This window comes from Streptomyces sp. NPDC042259, from assembly GCF_055582085.1.
In genome coordinates this window covers 554,982-569,367 of record NZ_JBVJDW010000004.1, presented here as the reverse complement: position 1 = coordinate 569,367, position 14,386 = coordinate 554,982, and the positions used below count along the sequence as shown (strand labels likewise).

The window sequence follows — 14,386 nt, the reverse complement described above, 5'->3', positions numbered from 1 at the left end:
AGGCCCGGGACCACCGCTCGTGAGAGCGGGGTCCCGGGCCTCCGGGCACCCGGCGGACCGGGCGGGTCCGCGGGGTTCGCTACTGGGCGCGAACGTCAGCGCTTGGCGCGCGACGCCGTGCGACCGCGCTCCTTCTGGTCCAGGACGACCTTGCGGATGCGGACGGCCTCCGGGGTCACCTCGACGCACTCGTCGTCGCGGCAGAACTCCAGGGACTGCTCCAGCGACAGCTTGCGCGGCGGGACGATCGCCTCGAAGGAGTCGGCGGAGGAGGAGCGCATGTTGGTGAGCTTCTTCTCCTTGGTGATGTTGACGTCCATGTCGTCGGCGCGCGAGTTCTCGCCGACGATCATGCCCTCGTACACCTCGGTGCCCGGGTCGGTGAAGAGCACGCCGCGCTCCTGGAGGTTCGTCATCGCGAAGGCGGTGACGGCACCGGCGCGGTCGGCGACCAGGGAGCCGTTGTTACGGGTCTTCAGCTCGCCGAACCACGGCTCGTGGCCCTCGTGGATGGAGTGGGCGATACCGGTACCGCGGGTGTTCGTCAGGAACTCCGTACGGAAGCCGATCAGACCACGGGACGGGACGACGAACTCCATGCGGACCCAGCCGGAGCCGTGGTTGGACATGTTGTCCATCCGGCCCTTGCGGGTGCCCATGAGCTGCGTGACCGCGCCCATGTGCTCCTCGGGCACGTCCACCGTGAGGCGCTCGACCGGCTCGTACGTCTTGCCGTCGACCTGCTTGGTGACGACCTGCGGCTTGCCGATGGTCATCTCGAAGCCCTCGCGGCGCATCTGCTCGACCAGGATGGCCAGCGCCAGCTCACCGCGGCCCTGCACCTCCCAGGCGTCGGGGCGCTCGGTGTCCAGGACGCGCAGCGAGACGTTACCGATCAGCTCGCGGTCGAGGCGGTCCTTGACCTGGCGGGCGGTGACCTTGCGGTCCTTGACCGCGGACTTGGCGTCCGCGCCCTTGCCCGTGCCACCACGGCCGACGAGCGGCGAGGTGTTGGTGCCGATGGTCATGGAGATCGCGGGCTCGTCGACCGTGATCAGCGGCAGCGCGATCGGGTTCTCCGGGTCGGCCAGGGTCTCGCCGATCATGATGTCGGGGATACCGGCGACGGCGCAGATGTCACCCGGGCCGGCCACCTCGGCGGGCTTGCGGGTGAGGGCCTCGGTCATCATCAGCTCGGTGATGCGGACGTTGGAGACCGTGCCGTCACGCTTGATCCACGCGACGGTCTGGCCCTTGCGCAGCTCGCCCTGCTCGACGCGGAGCAGCGCGATACGGCCGAGGAAGTTGTCGGCGTCGAGGTTGGTGACGTGGGCCTGGAGCGGCGCGTCGTCCTCGAACGTCGGAGCCGGGACGTGCTCCAGGATGGTGGAGAAGAACGGCTCCAGGTTCTCGCTGTCGGCGGGGACGGTGCCGTCCTCCGGCTTGGTCAGCGAGGCGATGCCGTCACGGCCGCAGGCGTAGACGATCGGGAACTCGATCTGGTCCTCGTCGGCGTCCAGGTCGAGGAAGAGGTCGTACGTCTCGTTGACGACCTCGTCGATGCGGGAGTCCGGGCGGTCCGTCTTGTTGATGCACAGGATGACCGGCAGTCGCTTGGCGAGCGCCTTGCGCAGCACGAAGCGGGTCTGCGGCAGCGGACCCTCGGAGGCGTCGACGAGCAGCACGACCGCGTCCACCATCGACAGACCACGCTCGACCTCGCCACCGAAGTCGGCGTGGCCGGGGGTGTCGATGATGTTGATCGTGATCGGGTCGCCACCGTCCTTCGGGTGGTACTTGACCGCGGTGTTCTTGGCCAGGATCGTGATGCCCTTCTCACGCTCCAGGTCGTTGCTGTCCATCATGCGGTCGTCGAGGGACTCGGCGGCGTGCGCGGCGAAGGCGCCGGCCTGCTTGAGCATGGCGTCGACGATGGTCGTCTTGCCGTGGTCGACGTGGGCGACGATGGCGACGTTACGAATGTCGTGGCGGGTGGGCATACTTGCGGCGCTTCTCCCGGGTTGAGGATGGCGTCGCGTACGGTCCGGTACGCGCGCCCGCCGGGCAGAACACGCCACGGCCACTCTCCATGGTACGGGGCCGAGCCGACAACAGCCTCCTCAGGCCGTCAGCACCCCCTCTGACCTGGGGTTACTCCGGGAACAACGATGCCGTTCCGGCGCGGATCCGCTGGGGATCCGCGCCGGAACGGCCCCGGGACCGTCGTTATTCGGCCGCCTTCCGGAAACCGAGGTCCTGGTACCGGGGAGTGGCGAGGCCGAAGGCGCCCGCGTTGACCACCGTCTTGCGGACCCCCGTCAGCTCGGGCCGCTGGAAGAGGGGGATCGAACCGGCCGCGGCCCAGATCCGGGCGTCGGCGCGGGCGATCAGATCCCGGGAGGCGTCGGCGTCCAGCTCGGTGGACGCCTGGTCGAACAACTGGTCGATCTGGTCCGTGCCGACCCGGGTGTAGTTCTGCTCCACCAGCAGCGAGCCGTCGGCGGCCGGCTGTGGCTTGGCGAAGACCGGGCGGGCGTCGGTGGCCGGGAAGGCGGACGCGGGCCAGGAATAGAGGGCCAGGTCGTAGTCGCCGGCCGCGATGTGGTCCTTGAAGTAGCTTCCGCCGTCGACCTTGGCGATCTTGGCGTGGACGCCGACGGCGGCCAGCTGCCGGGTGATCTCGTGGGCGACCCCCCGCAGCGGCTCGGTTCCGGGGCCGTCCGGCACGACGAAGCGCAGGGTGAGCTGCTTGCCGTTCTTGACCCGGGCCGGTACGGCGGGGGCCGCCTTGCCGCCGTCCCGGCCGCTCTTCTGGTCCGCGCCCCGGCCGGCTTCGTCCTCCCCCGCTTCGGCCACCCCCGCTCCGGCCTCCTCGTCCCTATCGGCTTCGTCCCTATCGGCTTCGTCCCGGTCGGCTTCGTCCCGGTCGGCCGCCTTGCGGTCGGCTGCTTCCCGGTCGGCTCCGTCCTTGCCCGCCGCGTCGGCCGGCCTGCCCGACGCCTGGGTGCCGCGCCCCGCCCCCTTCTCCCGCCAGCCCGCCTCGGCCAGCAGCGACCGGGCCGCCTGGGCGTCCTTGCCGCCGATGGCGTCACTGTTGTCCAGGTAGCCCTCCTGGCCGGCCAGCAGCACATGGCTGCCGAGCGGGTCGGCGGGCAGCCCCAGGGGGCCCAGCACCGACTCCGCCAGCGCCGCGCGGTCGATGGCCCGGGCCACCGCCTTGCGGACCCGCTCGTCGGCCAGCGGGCCCGTGGAGCCGTTCAGCGCGAGCTGGGTGTAGGCGGGCTCCAGGGACTTGCGGACGGTCACCTTGCGCAACCCGGCGGTCGCGGCGTCCCGGGGCGGGTCGTCCAGGGCGGGCTTGCCCTGGGACGCGGTGTCCTTCTTCGGCGGTTTGTTGGCCAGGGTGATCCGGGCGGCGTCCGCCGGGGTGATGTCGGCCAGGTCGAGCAGGCCCTTGGCCAGCGCGTCCGCCCGCTCCCCGCGCGGCACGGCGCGCAGGACGAGCTGGTCCAGCCGCGCCCGGTCGCCCCACCACTTCGGGTTCCGCTCCAGGGTGAGCGTGCCCTCCTTGTTGTCCCGCGCGCCCACCCGGAAGGGGCCCGCGACGACCTTCAGCTCGTTGCGGGCGCCGTCGTTGAAGGCGTTCCCGTCGCCCATGACGCTCTTGGGGTACAGCGGGGTGAAGAGCGCGGCCCAGTCGGCGTAGGGCTTCGCGAAGGTGACCTTGACCTCGTGCGGGTCCGCGCCCCGCTCGACGCGGTCGATCCGGTCGTAGCCGGCGTTGCGGGCCGTCCAGTACGCGCTGTCCTTGCCGCGCAGGGCCTTCCACTGCGCCTCGAAGTCGTCGGCGCCGAGCGCCCGCCCGTCGCTCCACACCGCGTTGGGGTTGAGCTTGTAGACGACGACCTGCCGGGGCTCGCGCCGGACGACCTCGGCCGACGTCAGGAAGTCCCCGTCACGCTGCGGGCGCCCCCGCTCGTCCAAGGTGAACAGGGCCGGCAGCACGGCCCCCGCGACCCGCTGGGTGGCGTCGTCCGCGCCGGCCTGGAAGGTGTTCAAGGTGTTCGGCAGGGCGTCCACGGCCCAGTGCAGCGTCCCGCTGCCGGTGGTCTCGGCGGGCGGGAGCGCGGCGATGTCACGCGGCACGGCGGGCCGGTCGTCGTCCCCGCCGCCCATGCCGCAGCCGCCGAGGACGGGCAGCGGGAGCAGCACACTCGCGAGCAGAACGACAGCGCGGCGGGGACGGGACCGGGGGCGGGTAGAGAGGGGGGCCATGGTGATACCTCCGCCGGACAGGGCCGGGATCGTTCATTCGGCGTAATGCGCCGCTGATCGCATCTACTGCCCACCACTGAAGGCGACGGCCCGCGGGAAGCCGGGCCGACACGGCGCCGTCGGCGAACACGCCACCCGCCTGGTCGAACGGCTCGGCGAAGGGCGGCCGAAGGGCGAAAGCTCCCGCGAAGCGGCGATCGCGACGGCTATCTTCCCCTGAAGGGCTGTGACGCGCGACACTCTCAGTCGCATCATCATCGCCACCCGCACCACCCGACCGCCGACCGCGGAAGTGAGGGCAAGCCATGTCCTTGAATGACGACTTGACGGCCGTTCAGCGCACTCTGGACGATCTCGACCGCTCGCTCGGGCTGCTGGAGAAGAACCTCGACCCCAACGGCCTGGACCTGCGCCGGGTCCGTACCGCCGCGGCCCATCTGCGCGAGAGCTTCGAGCTGCTGCGCGGCACCCGCCGGGTCGAGCTGCCGCCCCTGGAAAAGGTGACGATCCCCGACGCGCCGTACGACACCTCGCTGTGGACGGACGCCGAGGACGAGGGGCTCGGCGCCCGCGACCGGCGCGCGCCCTGACGGCCGCGGGCCAGCGCGAAACGGAAGGCACCGACCACCCCTCGCTCCTCCCCGGAGTCCCCCTTGGCCACTGGTACCGAGCCCGAAACCAACGCGGTCCCCGCCGTCACCGGCGGTGACCGCACGCGCGGCGGCGTGCACCACCCCACGCGCGCCGCGATCCCGGACCGTCATCTGCGCCGCGACCGCTGGTGGCTGGCGCCCGCCGGCACGGCGGCCGGGCTGTTCGCCTTCATCGTCTACTCCACCTGGCGCGCCTTCGCCGACACCGACTACTACGCGGCGCCCTACGTCTCGCCGTTCTACTCGCCCTGTCTGGCGGAGAACTGCGTGCCGATGCGCGGCGGGCCCAACTGGGAGGTGTTCGGCGCGTGGTGGGGGCTGTCCCCCGCGCTGCTGATCCTGATCTTCCCGCTGGGTTTCCGGCTGACCTGTTACTACTACCGCAAGGCGTACTACCGGGGCTTCTGGGCCTCGCCCCCCGCCTGCGCCGTCGCCGAGCCGCACCGGACGTACAGCGGCGAGACCCGCCTCCCGCTGATCCTGCAGAACGTCCACCGCTACTTCTTCTACTTCGCGGTGCTGGTCGCCGGGATCCTCACCTACGACACCGTGCTCGGCTTCCGTGACGCGAGCTACTCCTGGGGTCACATGGGGCTGGGCACCCTGATCCTGGTCGTCAACGTCGCGCTGATCTGGGCGTACACCCTCTCCTGTCACTCCTGCCGGCACATCGTCGGCGGACGGCTCAAGCACTTCTCCAAGCACCCCGTCCGCTACCGCATGTGGGGCTGGGTCTCGAAGCTCAACGCACGGCACGCGCAGCTCGCCTGGGCCTCCCTGATCAGCGTGGCGGTGGCCGACTTCTACGTCTATCTGCTCGCCACGGGCGCCTTCGACGACCCGCGCTTCTTCTAGGAGAGGGACACATCTGATGACGCAAGTCGACCGGCAGTCCTGGGACGTCGTCGTGGTCGGCGCGGGCGGCGCCGGCCTGCGCGCGGCGATCGAGGCTCGCGAGCAGGGCGCGCGGACGGCCGTCATCTGCAAATCGCTGTTCGGCAAGGCCCATACGGTGATGGCCGAGGGCGGCATCGCCGCCAGCATGGGCAACGTCAACGCGGGAGACAACTGGCAGGTCCACTTCCGCGACACGATGCGCGGCGGCAAGTTCCTCAACCAGTGGCGGATGGCGGAGCTGCACGCCCAGGAGGCCCCCGACCGGGTCTGGGAGCTGGAGACCTGGGGGGCGCTCTTCGACCGCACCCCCGACGGGCGGATCTCCCAGCGCAACTTCGGCGGCCACGAGTTCCCCCGGCTCGCGCACGTCGGCGACCGCACGGGGCTGGAGCTGATCCGCACCCTCCAGCAGAAGATCGTCTCGCTCCAGCAGGAGGACGAGCGGGAGTTCGGCGATCACGAGGCGCGGCTGAAGGTCTTCCAGGAGTGCACGGTCACCCGGGTCCTCAAGGAGGAGGGCGGCGAACGGGTCTCGGGCGTCTTCGGCTACGAGCGGGAGTCCGGGCGTTTCTTCGTCATCGAGGCACCCTCGGTGGTCCTGGCCACCGGCGGCATCGGCAAGTCCTTCAAGGTGACGTCCAATTCCTGGGAGTACACCGGTGACGGGCACGCCCTCGCGCTGCTCGCCGGGGCGTCGCTGGTCAACATGGAGTTCGTGCAGTTCCACCCCACGGGGATGGTCTGGCCGCCGTCGGTGAAGGGCATCCTGGTCACCGAGTCGGTCCGCGGCGACGGCGGGGTGCTGCGCAACAGCGACGGCAAGCGGTTCATGTTCGACTACGTGCCGGACGTCTTCAAGGAGAAGTACGCCCAGTCCGAGGAGGAGGGCGACCGCTGGTACGAGGACCAGGCCAACAACCGCAGGCCGCCGGAGCTGCTGCCCCGTGACGAGGTGGCCCGCGCGATCAACTCCGAGGTCAAGGCCGGGCGGGGCTCACCGCACGGCGGGGTGTTCCTGGACGTGTCGACCCGGCTGCCCGCCGAGGTCATCAAGCGCAAGCTGCCCTCCATGCACCACCAGTTCAAGGAGCTGGCGGACGTGGACATCACGGCCGAGCCCATGGAGGTCGGCCCCACCTGCCACTACGTGATGGGCGGCGTCGACGTCGACCCGGACACCACGGCCGCCGTCGGCGTGCCGGGGCTGTTCGCGGCGGGCGAGGTCGCGGGCGGGATGCACGGCTCCAACCGGCTCGGCGGCAATTCCCTCTCCGACCTGCTGGTCTTCGGCCGCCGCGCCGGGCTGCACGCGGCGGAGTACGCGGCTGGCTGCCACGGTGAGGCCGCCCGGGCCGGCCGGCCCCTGCCCGCGGGGTCCGACATCGACCTCGCGGAGGCGGAGGCGCTGCGGCCGTTCAGCGCGGAGGGCTCCCCGCCGGGCATCGAGCCGGGCCGACCGCCGGAGAATCCGTACACCCTGCACCAGGAACTCCAGCAGACGATGAACGACCTCGTCGGCATCATCCGGCGGGAGGCCGAGATGCGGCAGGCGCTCGAGAAGCTGGCGCAGCTGCGGGACCGGGCGGGGCGCGCCGGGGTCGAGGGGCACCGGCAGTTCAACCCGGGCTGGCACCTGGCCATCGATCTGCGGAACATGCTCCTGGTCAGCGAGTGCGTGGCCCGGGCGGCCCTGGAGCGGCGGGAGAGCCGGGGCGGGCACACCCGCGACGACTACCCCGACATGGAGCGGCGCTGGCGCCGGATCAATCTCGTGTGCCGGCTGTCCGGCGGCCCGGCGGACCCGGCGGCCGGTGATCCGGCGCTCGGCCGGATCCGGCTGGAGCACCGGGAGTCCCGGCCCATCCGCGCGGATCTGCTCGGGTTGTTCGAGAAGGACGAGTTGGCGAAGTACCTGACGGACGAGGAGCTGACCTGAGTGAGCTCGTACGAGGCCCACTTCAAGGTGTGGCGGGGTGACGCCGACGGCGGCGGCCCGGCCGACTTCACGGTGGAGGTCAACGACGGCGAGGTCGTCCTGGACATCATCCACCGCATCCAGGCCACCCAGGCCCCCGACCTGGCCGTGCGCTGGAACTGCAAGGCGGGCAAGTGCGGTTCCTGCAGCGCCGAGATCAACGGCAGGCCGCGGCTGCTGTGCATGACGCGGATGTCGGTCTTCGACCGCACGGAGACGATCACGGTCACCCCGCTCCGGGCGTTCCCCGTGGTCCGGGACCTGGTCACGGACGTGTCCTTCAACTACGCCAAGGCGCGGGAGATCCCGGCGTTCGTTCCCCCGGCGAAGCTGGCACCGGGCGAGTACCGGATGCGGCAGGAGGACGTGAACCGCTCGCAGGAGTTCCGCAAGTGCATCGAGTGCTTCCTGTGCCAGGACACCTGTCACGTGGTACGTGATCACGAGGAGAACAAGGGCGCCTTCGCCGGGCCGCGCTTCCTGATGCGCGTCGCCGAGCTGGACATGCATCCGCTGGACGCGGCGGCGGAGTCGGGGCTCGACCGCAAGCGGACGGCGCAGGACGAGCACGGGCTCGGCTACTGCAACATCACCAAGTGCTGCACGGAGGTCTGCCCCGAGCACATCAAGATCACCGACAATGCGCTGATCCCGCTGAAGGAGCGGGCGGTCGACCGCAAGTACGACCCGCTGGTCTGGCTGGGGAGCAAGATCCGCCGACGCGAGTCCTGATCGAGGGCCGTGGCCGGGGCCCCGCCCGGGGCTCCGGCCACGGTGCGTAGAAGCCCCGGACCTCCCGGTAGCGGGCCGAAGGATCCGGCCATACGCTCCGAAATGTGACGCAGCTTTCGAGGCGGGACGGGCCGAGGGCGGCGGGCTGGGCCGTCGTCGGTGTCCTCCTCGCGCTGTGCGCCCTGCTGCTCCCGCCGATGGCGTCCGCCCGTGCCGACACCCCCCTGGACCTGGAGTCCCCGGGGCGGATCACCGACACCGTCGGCGCCCTCGGCCAGCGCCGCCACGAGGTCGAAGCCGCCCTGGACCGGCTGCACGCCGAGCACCGGATGCGGTTGTACGTGACGTATGTCCACGACTTCTCCGGCCGCGACGGGCACGACTGGGCGGACGCCACCGCCGACCGCAACGGTCTCGGCCCGCGCGATGTGCTGCTCGCCGTCGCCACCCATGTGCGCCGCTACGCCGTCTCGGCGGCCACGGACTCCGGCTTCCGCCAGGACCAGCTGTCCGAGGTCGCCGACACCGCCATCGCCCCCGCCGTCAAGGGCCACGACTGGGCGGGCGCCGCCATCGGCGCCGCGGACGGCTACCGGGCCGTGCTGCGCGGCGAACGGGTGCGGGCGCCCGTCATCGTCCCCGGCAGCAGCGACCCCGGCGGCGGCCTCGTGCCCGGCAACCGCCGGGTGTGGCTGCCGACGGCCCTGACCGTGGGGGCCTGTCTGGCCGCGCTGTACCTCTGCTCCCGGCGTGCGGCGCGCCGCCGGGCCGCACGCCGGTCCCCGGCCCTCGCCACGAGCACCCCGCCGGGCCTCGCCCGAATGGCCCAGCCGCGCACGCCCCTGCCCGAGCTGGACGCCGAGGCCGCGCGGAACCTCGTCGGGACGGACGACGCGGTCCGTACCAGCGCCGAGGAGCTGCTTTTCGCCAGGGCCCAGCTGGGGGTGGCGGTGACCCGCCCGTTCGCCGAGGCCGTGGCCTACGCACGCGGCGAGCTGGCCGACGCCTTCCGGCTGCGGCAGTGGCTGGACGACAACCCGTACGAGGACGAGGAGATCCGCCGGCACGCGCTGGACGAGATCTGCTCCCGCTGCACCAGCGCCAACCGGCGCCTCGACGCCGAGTCCGAGGCCTTCGACCGGCTGCGGGACATCAGGGTCAACGGCGCCCGGATACTGGCCCGGGCCGAGGCCGCGGCCACCTCGCTCGCGCCCCGCCTCGACGCCGCCGAGGCCGCGCTCGCCGCCCTCGCCCACCGTTGCGGCGACAGCGCGACCGGTGCCGTGGCCCGCCACCCCGCCGAGGCCCGGGACCGGCTGGCCTTCGCCACCACCGCCCTCACCGAGGCCCGCGAGGCCCTCGCCGGCCGTGACGCCGACCGGGCGGCCATCTCCCTGCGGGCCGCCGAGGCGGCCATCTCCCAGGCCCGCACCCTCACCACCGCCGTCCTGCGCCGCGCGGGCGAACTCACCGGCGCGACCGCACGGCTGCACGCCGCCCTGGCCGACGCCAGGGCCGCGGCCGCCCGGGGCGGAACGGCGCCGGGCGGGGCAGCCTCGGGCGGGGCGGCGGGCCCCGACCGCCGGACCGCACGGGCCGCCGAGGTACTGGCCGAGGCCGAACGGGAGATGGCGACCGGGCGCTACGACCCGGGGGTCCTGCTGCGCCGGGTCGAGGAGTCGGCGGCGCTGTTCGACGAGGCCTCCGGGATGCCACCGGACCACGGCGCCGCCCGCCGCCGGGCCCGCCTCGCACGCGCGATGCCGGCCACGCGGGGCGAGGTGGCGGCGGCCCGGGACTTCATCAGCACCCACCGGGGCGCGATCGGCAGCCGCGCCCGCACCCGGCTGGCCGAGGCCGAGCGCCATCTTGCCCTGGCCGGATCCCTGGCCCGGACGGACGGGCCCGCCGCGCTGCGCGAGACGGGAGAGGCGGACTCCCTGGCCCGCCAGGCCCGGGCCCTCGCCGAGCACGACGTCGGCAGCTACGGCACCCCCTACGACGCGGCGACCCCCCGGCCCACCCGTGCCCTGGGCGGCGCCCTCCTCGGCGGCATCATCCTGGCGGGGCTGCTCCCCGCCTCGTTCGGCGGCGGGGCGACCCGGGGGCGGCTGGCGGGATGAGACGGGCGCCCCGACGGCGTCAGTAGAGGCTCAGCAGTGCCTCCACCGCGTCCGGCGGCGGGGAATCGCCGTCGGGCAGGGCGAGTTCGAACCAGACGGTCTTGCCGATCGGGGTGCGGCGGCTGCCCCAGGCCGCGCTGAGCAGCCCGACGAGCTGCAGGCCCCGGCCGCCCTCGTCCGTGTCACGGGCGCGACGGCGGCGCGGCTGGACGAGACCGCCGTCCCACACCTCGCACACCAGGGTGCGGTCCAGGAGCAGCCGGAGGCGGATCTCCCCCTCCCCGTACCGCAGGGCGTTCGTCACCAGCTCGCTGACCAGCAGCTCGGTGGTGTCCACCAGATTCTCGAGGTCCCACGCCTGCAGCTGGTCGCGGGCCATCTCGCGGGCCCGTGCCACCGAGCGGGCCTCGGGCGGGAGCGTCCAGTCGCCCACGTGCGTCTGGGGCAGGCCCCGCAGCCGTGCCATGAGGAGCGCGATGTCGTCCTCGCCGTGATGGGTGTCCAGGGCGCTCAGTACGTGGTCGCACACCTCCTCCAGCGGGCGGGACGGGTCGGTGAGGGCGTCGACGAAGGCCTGCAGGCCCTCGTCGAGGGGGTGGTCGCGGGACTCGACCAGGCCGTCGGTGTAGAGGGCGAGCAGCGCGCCGTCCGGCAGGTCGATCTCGGTCTCCTCGAACGGCTCGCCGCCGACGCCGAGCGGCATGCCCGGCAGGACGTCCAGCAGCCGCGCGGGCCGGCCCGCCTCGACCAGCACCGGCGGCAGATGCCCGGCGTTGGCGACCGTGGCCCGCCGGGTCACCGGGTCGTACACCGCGTAGACGCACGTCGCCAGGTACACCTCGGAGAGGTCCTCGGCCCGTACGCTGCCCCGCACCCCGCGCGAGGCGGATTGTTTGCCGCCGGGCGTGCCCAGCCCGTGGGCGATCTCGTCCAGCGCGGAGAGCACCTCGGCGGGCTCCAGGTCGAGCATGGCGAGGGTCCGGACGGCCGTCCGCAGCTCGCCCATGGCGACGGCGGCCCGCAGCCCCCGGCCCATCACGTCGCCGACGACGAGCGCCGTACGGTGCCCGGGCAGCTCGATGACGTCGAACCAGTCGCCGCCCACCTCGGTGGCCGTGTTGCCGGGGAGATAGCGGGCGGCGATCTCCAGCCCGGCCGCCTCCGGGGCGCCCGGGGGCAGCAGACTGCGCTGGAGGATCAGCGCCCGTTCGTGCTCGCGCCGGTACAGCCACGCGTTGTCGATGCAGACCGCCGCCCGGGCCGCCAGCTCCACGGCCAGCGCGGTGTCGCGCTCGCCGAAGGGCTCGCTGCCCTTGGTCCGGGCGAACTGCACCAGCCCCACGACCGTGTCCCGGGCGACCATCGGCACGACCAGGGTCGACTGCACGACCGCGCCCAGCTCCGGCCCCTCCTCGCTCTCGCGGCGCGGAATGGTCTGGACGTGCGCGGTCCGCAGGGCCCCCGCGCACGGCGAGTGGAAGGGGTAGCGGTGCACCTCGCCGACCTGGATGGGCTTGTCGGTCCCGTCGACCGGCGCGCCGGACACCGCGCTGGCGTACGCGACGCGCCGCAGCTCGCCGCTGCCGTCGGCGAGACCGGGCGGCGCCTCGTCACCGACGAGCAGGCCTTGGTACAGATCGACGGAGGCCAGATCGCAGAACTGCGGGACGGCGACGTCCAGCAGCTCCCGCGCGGTGGTCTCCAGGTCCAAAGAGTTGCCGATCCGCGCGCCCGCCTCGTTGAGCAGCGCCAGGTTCCGGCGGACGCCCGCGGCCTCCCGCTCGGCGCGGCGGCGCCCGGTGACGTCGGTGGCCAGCGCGGCCACCCCGATCGGCCGCCCGCTGCCGCTGTGCAGCCGGTACAGCGACACCGACCAGCGGCGGCGCTCACTGCGCCCGGGCACGGGCCCGACGAGCTGGATGTCCGACACGGGTTTGCCGCTGTCGAGGACCTGGCGCAGCGCGGAGGTCAGCCGGTCCGCCTCGCTGCGGGGCAGGAAGTCGTGCGGAGTGCGGCCGCGGTGCCAGCCGGCCGGGCGGCCGAAGGTCTGGGCGAAGCTCTCGTTGACCCGCAGAAGCGTCAAATCCGTACCGAAGAAGAAGAAGCCGAGGGGAGATTGGCCGAAAACGGCCTCCGATGCGGCAATGTCGGTCTCTATCGCCCGCAGGGCCCGTACATCAACGGCCACACAGAGCGCGGCGCGCTCCCCGCGCTCGTTCTCACTGGGCATCACATAGATCTCGGCGAGGCCCGGCTCGTGGCCGTCGCGCCGGTAGGGGACTAGGCCGGTCCATTCGCGGCCGTCGAGACCGCCTTCACCGAGGAAGGGAGCGGCGGACTCGCGCCGTTGGCCCGGTACGGCGGGGACGAAGACATCGAGGGGGTCCTTGCCGACGGCTTGGCGGGCCGTTATTCCGAAGAGCTCGGCGGCCCGCTCGCTCCATTGCTCGATCCGCCCGTCGGGCCCGAGGGAGAAGGACGCCACGCGAATGTAGTCGTAGAGGGATCCGGGCGGACTGTTCTGCCACATCGCTGCGGCATCCGGTCCCCCCGGCGTTCCCGCCGTACCCGCTGGCTTTTCGCTCACGTGCCCGTCCCCTCCGGCTCATGTGCTCGCACCGGCATCAGAAGGCCGAGTATCCAGCACAGGGGCCCTTCGGAACACGGACTTCACGATCACAGCACGGTCTCAACCCGCTATGTCTTCTCCCCGGGTTCCTAACCGGGCAAGCCCAGCTCGAACCACACCGTTTTGCCGGTGTTCCCGCGCCGGGTCCCCCAGCGGCGCGAGGCGAGAGCCACCAGTTGCAGCCCCCGGCCCCCCTCGTCGTCGGGTTCGGCGACGCGCTCGCGGGGCGGGTCGGGCAGCGGATCGGAGACCTCGACGAGGAGGACCGGGCCCGCGTGCGAGTACATCCGCACCCCGATCGGGCCGCTCGCGTACCGCAGGGAATTGGTGACCAGCTCGCTGACCAGCAGGACCGTCACATCGGTGACGCCCGACATCCCCCACTCCTCGAGCGTGTCGCGCACCAGGGTGCGGGCGGTGCGCACGGCGCCCGGCTCCGCGGGGAAGCTCCACTCGGCGAATCCGGGCGTGGATGCCAAGGTCCCTGCGCTGTCGCTCACGCCGACCACTTCCCAGACCGCTGCGACCCCACCGGTATGCCCGGATTAAGGGAGAATAATCAGCACATACCCGGATATCGCGCCTGACTATCTTCCTCAGTGGTCCCGGACCGCCCCCTGTGGCACGGATGGCGTATCGGAATCGGTCACTCCAGCGGAGAGCAGACGTACGGCGGCGGCGACCGCGGGGCGGTCCGCCTCGATCCAGTCGACCTCGTCCACCCGGTCCGGGGTGAGCCAGCGCAGCTCGTCGTGGTCCTGGAGCGGACGGGGCTCACCCGCCGACAGCCGTGCCGTCCAGACGTGGAGGACATACGGCGGCTTCAGCGGCCACTCGCCCTCGATGCGCGCGAGCGGTTCCGCCTCGACGCCCAGCTCCTCGCGCAGCTCGCGTACGAGCGCCTGCCGGGCACTCTCGCCGGGCTCGACCTTGCCGCCGGGCAGCTCCCACCGGCCCGCCAGTTCGGGCGGGGCGCTGCGCCGCGCGGCGAGCAGCCGCCCCCGGTCGAGGACCGCTCCACCCACCACCACACGTACCGTCGTCATGGGCGGAGCCTATGTGCCGCGGGACCACGCGCGCCTACCGGGAGACCGCGCGCGAC

Annotated in this window: 10 protein-coding genes; 5 read left to right on the top strand and 5 right to left on the bottom strand. The window is 72.6% G+C overall.

The genetic code is table 11. From position 1 onward, the window contains the following. Positions 1 to 95 precede the first annotated feature (95 nt). Positions 96 to 2,000: a translational GTPase TypA gene (typA, locus tag ACZ6MA_RS14775; protein ID WP_184733032.1), complete on the bottom strand. Its 1,905-nt coding sequence runs from the start codon at positions 1,998 to 2,000 to the stop codon at positions 96 to 98. A 226-nt stretch (positions 2,001 to 2,226) separates the two neighbouring features. After that, positions 2,227 to 4,275 (bottom strand): ABC transporter family substrate-binding protein, encoded by a 2,049-nt coding sequence (locus tag ACZ6MA_RS14770; RefSeq protein ID WP_469433837.1) that lies wholly within the window; start codon positions 4,273 to 4,275, stop codon positions 2,227 to 2,229. A gap of 305 nt (positions 4,276 to 4,580) precedes the next feature. On the opposite strand from ACZ6MA_RS14770, the gene ACZ6MA_RS14765 reads away from it, so the two are divergent. The 5 genes from ACZ6MA_RS14765 to ACZ6MA_RS14745 all read left to right on the top strand — a co-directional run bounded on the left by ACZ6MA_RS14765 (position 4,581) and on the right by ACZ6MA_RS14745 (position 10,655). Next, entirely contained in the window at positions 4,581 to 4,865 is a 285-nt protein-coding gene (locus ACZ6MA_RS14765; protein ID WP_469433836.1) for a hypothetical protein, read from the top strand. Between the two features lie 63 nt (positions 4,866 to 4,928). Further along, positions 4,929 to 5,783: a hypothetical protein gene (locus tag ACZ6MA_RS14760; protein WP_469433834.1), complete on the top strand. Its 855-nt coding sequence runs from the start codon at positions 4,929 to 4,931 to the stop codon at positions 5,781 to 5,783. A gap of 16 nt (positions 5,784 to 5,799) precedes the next feature. After that, positions 5,800 to 7,761, top strand: coding sequence for a fumarate reductase/succinate dehydrogenase flavoprotein subunit (locus ACZ6MA_RS14755; RefSeq protein ID WP_469433832.1), 1,962 nt, complete (start codon positions 5,800 to 5,802; stop codon positions 7,759 to 7,761). Continuing rightward, positions 7,762 to 8,532 (top strand): succinate dehydrogenase/fumarate reductase iron-sulfur subunit, encoded by a 771-nt coding sequence (locus tag ACZ6MA_RS14750; RefSeq protein WP_469433831.1) that lies wholly within the window; start codon positions 7,762 to 7,764, stop codon positions 8,530 to 8,532. A 104-nt stretch (positions 8,533 to 8,636) separates the two neighbouring features. Next, the gene (locus ACZ6MA_RS14745; protein ID WP_469433830.1) at positions 8,637 to 10,655 is read left to right on the top strand and encodes a TPM domain-containing protein; all 2,019 of its coding nucleotides are present in this window, start codon (positions 8,637 to 8,639) and stop codon (positions 10,653 to 10,655) included. A gap of 19 nt (positions 10,656 to 10,674) precedes the next feature. Here ACZ6MA_RS14745 and ACZ6MA_RS14740 read toward each other — a convergent pair whose 3' ends face one another. The 3 genes from ACZ6MA_RS14740 to ACZ6MA_RS14730 form a co-directional block, all read right to left on the bottom strand. Then, on the bottom strand, positions 10,675 to 13,185 hold the full coding sequence (locus ACZ6MA_RS14740) for a SpoIIE family protein phosphatase (protein ID WP_469433828.1): 2,511 nt from the start codon (positions 13,183 to 13,185) through the stop codon (positions 10,675 to 10,677). Positions 13,186 to 13,373: 188 nt separating this feature from the next. Continuing rightward, positions 13,374 to 13,793, bottom strand: coding sequence for an ATP-binding protein (locus tag ACZ6MA_RS14735; RefSeq protein ID WP_469433826.1), 420 nt, complete (start codon positions 13,791 to 13,793; stop codon positions 13,374 to 13,376). Positions 13,794 to 13,880: 87 nt separating this feature from the next. Continuing rightward, a complete protein-coding gene (locus ACZ6MA_RS14730; RefSeq protein ID WP_469433825.1) occupies positions 13,881 to 14,330 on the bottom strand; it encodes a (deoxy)nucleoside triphosphate pyrophosphohydrolase in 450 nt (149 codons plus the stop codon). Positions 14,331 to 14,386 lie beyond the last annotated feature (56 nt).

Coding starts and splice junctions, on each gene's coding strand:
- typA (WP_184733032.1), bottom strand. CDS start 2,000: ATGCCCACCCGCCACGACATTCGTAACGTCGCCATCGTCGCCCACGTC.
- ACZ6MA_RS14770 (WP_469433837.1), bottom strand. CDS start 4,275: ATGGCCCCCCTCTCTACCCGCCCCCGGTCCCGTCCCCGCCGCGCTGTC.
- ACZ6MA_RS14765 (WP_469433836.1), top strand. CDS start 4,581: ATGTCCTTGAATGACGACTTGACGGCCGTTCAGCGCACTCTGGACGAT.
- ACZ6MA_RS14755 (WP_469433832.1), top strand. CDS start 5,800: ATGACGCAAGTCGACCGGCAGTCCTGGGACGTCGTCGTGGTCGGCGCG.
- ACZ6MA_RS14740 (WP_469433828.1), bottom strand. CDS start 13,185: ATGTGGCAGAACAGTCCGCCCGGATCCCTCTACGACTACATTCGCGTG.
- ACZ6MA_RS14730 (WP_469433825.1), bottom strand. CDS start 14,330: ATGACGACGGTACGTGTGGTGGTGGGTGGAGCGGTCCTCGACCGGGGG.